5 protein-coding genes are annotated in these 6871 nt (G+C 69.9%); 4 read left to right on the plus strand and 1 reads right to left on the minus strand.

The genetic code is table 11. From position 1 onward, the window contains the following. Positions 1–176: 176 nt before the first annotated feature. Positions 177–1202: a LacI family DNA-binding transcriptional regulator gene (locus tag ACWDZ4_RS33470; protein ID WP_451512158.1), complete on the minus strand. Its 1026-nt coding sequence runs from the start codon at positions 1200–1202 to the stop codon at positions 177–179. A 140-nt stretch (positions 1203–1342) separates the two neighbouring features. Here ACWDZ4_RS33470 and ACWDZ4_RS33475 point away from each other — a divergent pair, with 140 nt between their 5' ends. From ACWDZ4_RS33475 to ACWDZ4_RS33490, 4 genes are all read left to right on the plus strand, one after another. Then, a complete protein-coding gene (locus ACWDZ4_RS33475) occupies positions 1343–2647 on the plus strand; it encodes an ABC transporter substrate-binding protein (protein ID WP_451512159.1) in 1305 nt (434 codons plus the stop codon). Between the two features lie 7 nt (positions 2648–2654). Further along, positions 2655–3617, plus strand: a complete 963-nt coding sequence (locus ACWDZ4_RS33480) for a carbohydrate ABC transporter permease (protein WP_451512160.1) — start codon at positions 2655–2657, stop codon at positions 3615–3617. Next, on the plus strand, positions 3617–4435 hold the full coding sequence (locus ACWDZ4_RS33485; RefSeq protein ID WP_451512161.1) for a carbohydrate ABC transporter permease: 819 nt from the start codon (positions 3617–3619) through the stop codon (positions 4433–4435). Before ACWDZ4_RS33480 ends, ACWDZ4_RS33485 begins: the two co-directional genes overlap by 1 nt. Then, positions 4432–6871: beta-xylosidase/alpha-l-arabinosidase (locus ACWDZ4_RS33490; RefSeq protein ID WP_451512162.1), on the plus strand; the 2440-nt coding region annotated here is incomplete at its 3' end. The genes ACWDZ4_RS33485 and ACWDZ4_RS33490, both read left to right, overlap by 4 nt.

Raw genomic sequence — 6871 nt, forward strand, 5'->3', positions numbered from 1 at the left:
GTCGGCGTCGAGATCGACGGCTTTCGGCGTGACGCGACGATATGTCGAAATCTATTCGAAACTTTCGACAAAAGTTATCGGCGTTCAGGGGGAGGCGCAGGGCGGGCCGGGCCGCCGGGCGGCAGCCGCCCGCCGCAGCGGCCTTCCGTCGGGCGCAACCTGCCAGGCGCGGCCCGTCAGGCGTCGCCGGGTGGCGGTGCGGTGCTCTGCCGCACCACCAGCGTGGTGGCGAGCTCGATGCGCAGGGCCGCCGTGCCCGGGTCGTGCGGCCGCAGCAGCATCTGCGCCGCCTCCTGGGCCATCTGCCGCAGTGGCTGGTGGACGGTCGTCAGGGCCGGGCTCGACCACTGGGCGAGCGGGACGTCGTCGTACCCCACCACTGACAGGTCCCGCGGAACGCTCAGCCCCTTGCGGCGCGCCGCCTCCAGGACCCCGAGCGCCTGCAGATCGCTGCCGGCGAAGACGGCGGTGGGCCGCTCCGGTGCTTCGAGCAGCTCCATGGCGTGCGAGAAGCCGCCCTGGACGTGGAAGTCTCCGTACCGTACGAAACGGGGGTCGGGTTCGAGGCCCGCCATGGCCATGGCGGAGCGGTAGCCGTCGAGCCGCGCCAGGGAGCACATCATGTCCTCGGGCCCGGTGATGATGGCGATGCGCTCGTGCCCGCGGTCGATGAGATGGCGGGTGGCCGCCATGCCTCCGGACCAGTTGGCCGAGCCGACGGAGGGCACGTCCGGCTCGGGATCGCCGGCCGGGTCGATGATGACGAACGGGATGGCCCGGGACCTGAGTTGCTTCTTCACCCGGTCGGGCAGGGTGGAGAAGACGAGGACCACACCGAGCGGACGGCGCCGCAGGACCCCCTCGACCCAGTCCGGGCCGGGTGCGTGACGGGTGCCGCTCTCGGTGAGCACCACGCTGGCGTTGTTCTCCTTCGCGACGTTCTCGACGCCGCGGATGAGCTCCATCGCCCAGACGCTCTCCAACTCGTGGAAGACCAGCTCGATGAGGGGCGCCTGGGGCGCTCCGTGCGCACGGCGGCGGTAGCCGTGGGTCTCCAGCAGCCGCTCGACCTTGGTGCGGGTCGGGCGGGAGACATCGGAACGGCCGTTGAGGACTTTCGAAACTGTCGAGAGGGAGACACCGGCCTGCGTCGCCACCTCGGCCAGGGTCACCCGGCCGTCCACATCGTCGTCTTCGCGCATGCCCGAAGGATAGGGCACGGTTTTCCGGTAACGGTTTGGTCGCGCCGCCGCACGCCCGTTGACCCCTCACGAGACCGCACCATACTGTCCGGGTCTGCGAGAACTTTCGGCACGGTTATCGAAACTTTCGAGAGGCAGAGATGAAGATACGTGCGCGGTACGCCCGCATGCTCGCCGGCGGCGTGACACTGGCCCTGGCTCTGAGCCTGTCCGCCTGCGGGGGCGAGGGGGGCGGGGCGTCGTCCGGCGAGGGCGAGTTCCACGTCCTCGTCTACGGAGACGCCACCAACAAGGTCGAGAAGCAGCTCGTCGCCACCTTCAACAAGACGTCGAAGGTCAAAGCCGTCCTGGACACCATCCCCGGCGCCGACTACCAGCAGAAGCTCCAGACGATCATCAGCACCCCGCAGGCCCCGGACGTCTTCTTCAACTGGGGCGGCGGCAGCATCCAGCCGTACGTCAAGGCCGACCTCCTGATGCCGCTGGACGACTTCATCAAGGACGACCCCGGCCTGAAGTCCAACTTCCTGCCGTCGGTCTTCGACACCGCCGTCATCGACGGCAAGTCCTACGGCGTCCCGATGCGCGGCACACAGCCGATCCTGCTGTTCAACAACAAGAAGGTGCTGGCCGACGCGGGTGTGGCCGCGCCCACCACCTGGGACGAGCTGCTCGACGCGGTCAAGGCCCTCAAGGCCGGGGGCAAGACACCGATCGCCCTCGGCGGCGGCGACAAGTGGCCGACGCTGATGTGGTTCGAGTACCTCTACGACCGGGTCGCGGGACCGGAACTCTTCCGGAGGGCGCTCGAAGGCGACCAGGGCGCCTGGGAGAGCGCGGACAGCAGGAAGGCCCTCGGCATGATCGAGGAGCTCGTCGACGCCGGCGCCTTCGGCACCAACTTCGACTCGGTGAAGTTCACCGACGGCGGTTCGCCCGCGCTCCTGGCCGGTGGCAAGGCGGGCTTCGAGCTGATGGGCTCGTGGGCCTACGCCACGCAGCAGGACGCCGACCCGGAGTTCGCCGCGAAGAACCTCGGCTACACCGCCTTCCCGAGCGTCGAGGACGGCAAGGGCGACCGGGCCAACCTCGTCGGCAACACCAACAACTTCTACTCGGTGCTGAAGAAGACGAAGCACCCGGAAGCCGTCGCGGAGTTCCTGAAGCTGATGTACTCCGACGAGTTCGTCGAGAAGCAGCTGGCCATCGGCAACCTGCCCACCACGACGAACACCGAGAAGTTCCTCGACGACGCGGCGAACCCCGCGTACTCCGGGTACCAGTTCGCCCTGGTCAAGAAGGCCCCCTCGTTCCAGCTGTCGTGGGACCAGGCCTATCCGCCGGCCGCCATCACCCCCATCCACCAGGCCGTCCAGCAGTTCTTCAACGGACAGACCGACGCGGACGGCTTCATCAAGGCCATGCAGGCCCTCCCCACCGCCTGACCCGGCCATGACCACACAGACGACAAGCGTCCCTCCCCCCACCACGACCGGCGGGTCCCGGTCCCGGTCGCGGTCGCGGAGCGCGCGCGCCGCCGCCGCTCAGGTGGGTCGCCCGGGATTCGCCTGGGCGATCCCCGCCACGCTGTTCTTCGCGCTCTTCGCGATCGTCCCGCTGCTCATGGTCGCCGTCCTGTCCTTCACGAGCTGGAGCGGTCTCGGATCGCCCGAGTTCGTGGGTCTGGACAACTGGACCAGAATCCTCGACGACCCCGTCATGATCAAAAGCATCTGGCTGAGCCTCCTGATCACCGTGCTCGGTGTGGCGGTCCAGACGCCGCTGAGCATCCTGCTCGGCGTCTGGGCGGCGGGGCAGCAGCGCAACCGCGCGGTGCTGTCGGCCATCTACTTCATCCCGCTCCTGCTGTCCTCCACCGCGGTGTCCGTACTGTGGCGGGCCCTGCTCGACCCGAACTTCGGTGTGCCGTCCCAGGCCACGTGGCTGTTCGGCGACGGGAACCTGTTCGGCGGCCAGGCCACCGCCATCGGCGTGCTGGCCTTCGTGAGCACCTGGCAGTTCACGCCGTTCCACACGCTGCTCTACCAGGGAGCCGCGCGGGCCGTTCCCAAGGTGCTCTACCAGGCCGCGGAGATCGACGGCGCCGGACGGTACCGCCAGTTCTTCCACATCACCCTGCCGCAGCTGCGCAACACCATCATCACCTCGATGATCCTGATGGTCGTCGGCGGGCTCACCACCTTCGAGACGGTCCTCATCCTGACCCAGGGAGGTCCGGGGACCGACACCACGATCAGCGCGTACTACATGTACCAAAAGGCGTTCAAGAGCTTCGACTTCGGAGCCGGCGCGGCCGTCGCCCTCGTCCTGGTCGTCGCCGCGACGGTCATCTCGCTGATCGTGGTGCGCGTGTCCGGCTACGACAAGATGCGCAGCGCCACGGAAGGTCTGTGATGAAGCGACGCCCCAATTACCCGGCCGGCGCGGGCTCACTCGTCTGGCTCCTCCTCGTCGGCCTGCCGCTGTACGTGATGCTCGCCGCGACCGTGCAGACCAGGCCCGAATACGCCCGCAACGGCCCCCTGGCCTTTCCGGGGAACCTCACCTTCGACAACTACACCGGGGCCTTCTCCAGCGGGTTCGGGCAGTACCTGGTCAACACGTTCGTCGTCACCGCGAGCGTGATCGCGCTGGTACTGCTGCTGGTGCCGCCGCTGGCGTTCGCCATCGTGCGCAGCCGTTCCAGGATCACCTCGGGGGTCTTCCGGCTCTTCCTGCTGGGCCTGGCCATTCCGGCCCAGGCCGTGATCGTCCCGATGTTCTACCTCATCAGCAAGGCGGGTCTGTACGACAACCTCATCGGCGTCATCCTGCCCACCGCCGCCTTCTGCCTGCCGATCTCCGCGCTGATCCTCAGCGGCGCCATGCGCGACATCTCCCCCGAGCTCTACGAGGCCATGGCCATCGACGGCGCCCCGCCGCGGCAGATCTTCTTCCGGCTCGTCCTCCCGCTCTCGAAGGGCGGACTGTCGACGATCGTGGTGTTCTCCGCGCTCCAGGCGTGGAACGGCTTCCTGTTCCCCCTCGTCCTGACCCAGTCCGAATCCACCAAGCTGATCACGCTGGGTCTCTACAACTTCCAGACCGAGTACGGCATCAACATCCCCGGGCTGCTGGCCGCCGTGGTGCTGTCGACGGTTCCCGTCCTGCTCGTCTACCTGTTCGCCCGTCGCGCCCTGGTCCAGGGCCTGATGGGCGTCGGAGGAAAGTGACCGCCAACGTGGCAGTTGAGACAACCCCCGTCACTCCCATCTGGAACGACCCCGCCCACGACACCGACACACGGGTCCGTGCCCTGATCGCCGCCATGACCCTCGAAGAGAAGGTCGCCCAGCTCTTCGGAGTCTGGGTCGGCGCGTCGGACGAGGGTGGCGAAGTGGCCCCCTACCAGCACGACATGGAGGAGTCGGCCGACCTCGACGCCCTCCTGCCGAGCGGACTCGGGCAGCTGACGCGCCCGTTCGGCACCGCCCCCGTCGACCCCGCCCTCGGCGCGCTCTCCCTCCTGCGCACGCAGGCGCGCATCATCGCCGCGAACCGCTTCTCCCTCCCCGCCCTGGCTCACGAGGAGTGCCTCGCCGGCTTCGCCACCTGGAAAGCGACCGCGTACCCCGTACCGCTGTCCTGGGGGGCCACCTTCAATCCCTCCCTGATACGCCGCATGGCCGCGGCCATCGGTGCGGACATGCGGTCCGTCGGCGTGCACCAGGGCCTCGCCCCCGTCCTGGACGTGGTGCGGGACGCCCGCTGGGGCCGCGTCGAGGAGACCATCGGCGAGGACCCCTACCTCGTCGGCACCGTCGCCACCGCGTACATCCAGGGCCTCGAATCCGCCGGGATCATCGCGACCCTCAAGCACTTCGTGGGCTACTCCGCCTCCCGCGCCGGACGCAATCTCGCCCCCGTCTCCCTGGGGCCCCGGGAGCGCGCCGACGTCCTGCTCGCGCCGTTCGAGATGGCGGTGCGCGAGAGCGGGGCCCGGTCGGTCATGGCCGCCTACACCGATGCCGACGGCGTCCCCGCCACGGCCGACGAACACCTGCTGACCGGACTGCTCCGCGACAGCTGGGGCTTCACGGGCACGGTCGTCGCCGACTACTTCGGCATCGCCTTCCTCACGACGCTGCACGGGGTCACGGGCGACTGGGCCGAGGCCGCGGGCGCCGCACTGCGCGCCGGCGTCGACGTCGAACTGCCCACCGTGAAGACGTTCGGCGAACCGCTGCTGGAGGCCGTCTCCACCGGCCGGGTCCCCGAAGCCCTGGTCGACCGGGCCCTGTACCGGGTGCTCGCCCAGAAGGCCCAGCTCGGGCTGCTCGACGCCGGGTGGAGCCCCGTGCCCCCGGCGCTGGCCGGGGCCGGCCTCGACGACACGGCGGCGCTGCGCGGCACGGTCGACCTGGACTCGTACGCGAACAGGGAACTGGCGCGGGAAGTCGCCGAGCAGGCGATGGTGCTGCTCAGCAACGACGGCACGCTGCCCCTCGCACGGCCGCGCAGGATCGCGCTCGTGGGCCCCAACGCCGACGAACCGACGGCCGTCCTCGGCTGCTACTCCTTCCCGGCCCACGTCGGCGTCCTCCACCCGGAGGTCCCGGTCGGGATCAGCCTGCCGACCTTGCGCGAGACCCTGCGGCTGGAGTTCCCCGGTACGGAGATCGTCACCTCGCGCGGCGCGGAGGTCGACGGCGACGACACGTCCGGCTTCGCCGAGGCCGTCCGGCTCGCCCAGGGCGCCGACGTCGTCGTCGCGGCGCTGGGGGACCGGGCCGGGCTCTTCGGCCGCGGCACCAGCGGCGAAGGGTGCGACGCCGACTCCCTCGCGCTGCCCGGCGTGCAGCAGGCGCTGCTCGACGCGCTGCTCGACACCGGCACACCGGTCGTGACCACCCTGTTCTCCGGACGGCCGTACGCGCTCGGCCGCGCCGTGCACGAAGCGGCCGCGATCGTGCAGTCCTTCTTCCCCGGTGTGGAGGGCACCACGGCCATGGCGCAGGTGCTCAGCGGGCGGACGAACCCGTCCGGCCGACTGCCCGTCAGCGTGCCGCGCGGTCCCGGCGCACAGCCCTCCACCTATCTGGCACCCCGGCTGGGCCAGGCCACCGAGGTCTCCAGCATCGACCCGACCGCTGCCTTCGCCTTCGGACACGGCCTGTCGTACACCGCCTTCACCTGGAGCGCTCTCACCGTCGGGAACGGGGAGAGCGGTACGGACGGCGCCTTCGCTCTCGCCCTCTCGGTACGCAACACCGGTGACCGGGAAGGCACCGAAGTCGTGCAGCTGTACCTGCACGACCCGGTGGCCTCGGTCGTGCAGCCGGTGCAGCGCCTCATCGGCTACACACGGGTGCGGCTGGGGCCGGGCGAGTCGTGCCGGCTGACGGTGACGGTCCCGGCCGACGTCGCCTCGTTCACCGGCCGCGACGGACGGCGCGTCGTCGAGCCGGGAGAGCTGGAACTGCGCCTCGCCGCGTCCAGCACCGACCCCCGCCTCACCGCGACGGTCCTGCTCACCGGCGCCCCGCGGTACGTGGACCACACCCGGCAGCTCCACGGAGCGGCCGTAACGGCCTTCGGGAAGCCGGGCGGCGGAACCGCTGACCTGGCCGTCGCGCACCGTGGTCATGATCGTTCCTCCTGGGTCGGGG

The sequence above is a fragment of the Streptomyces sp. NPDC003016 genome (assembly GCF_053591455.1).

What these genes read in the sequence shown, in the direction of transcription:
- ACWDZ4_RS33470 (WP_451512158.1), bottom strand. Translation starts at nt 1,202, where the DNA reads ATGCGCGAAGACGACGATGTGGACGGCCGGGTGACCCTGGCCGAGGTG.
- ACWDZ4_RS33475 (WP_451512159.1), top strand. Translation starts at nt 1,343, where the DNA reads ATGAAGATACGTGCGCGGTACGCCCGCATGCTCGCCGGCGGCGTGACA.
- ACWDZ4_RS33480 (WP_451512160.1), top strand. Translation starts at nt 2,655, where the DNA reads ATGACCACACAGACGACAAGCGTCCCTCCCCCCACCACGACCGGCGGG.
- ACWDZ4_RS33485 (WP_451512161.1), top strand. Translation starts at nt 3,617, where the DNA reads ATGAAGCGACGCCCCAATTACCCGGCCGGCGCGGGCTCACTCGTCTGG.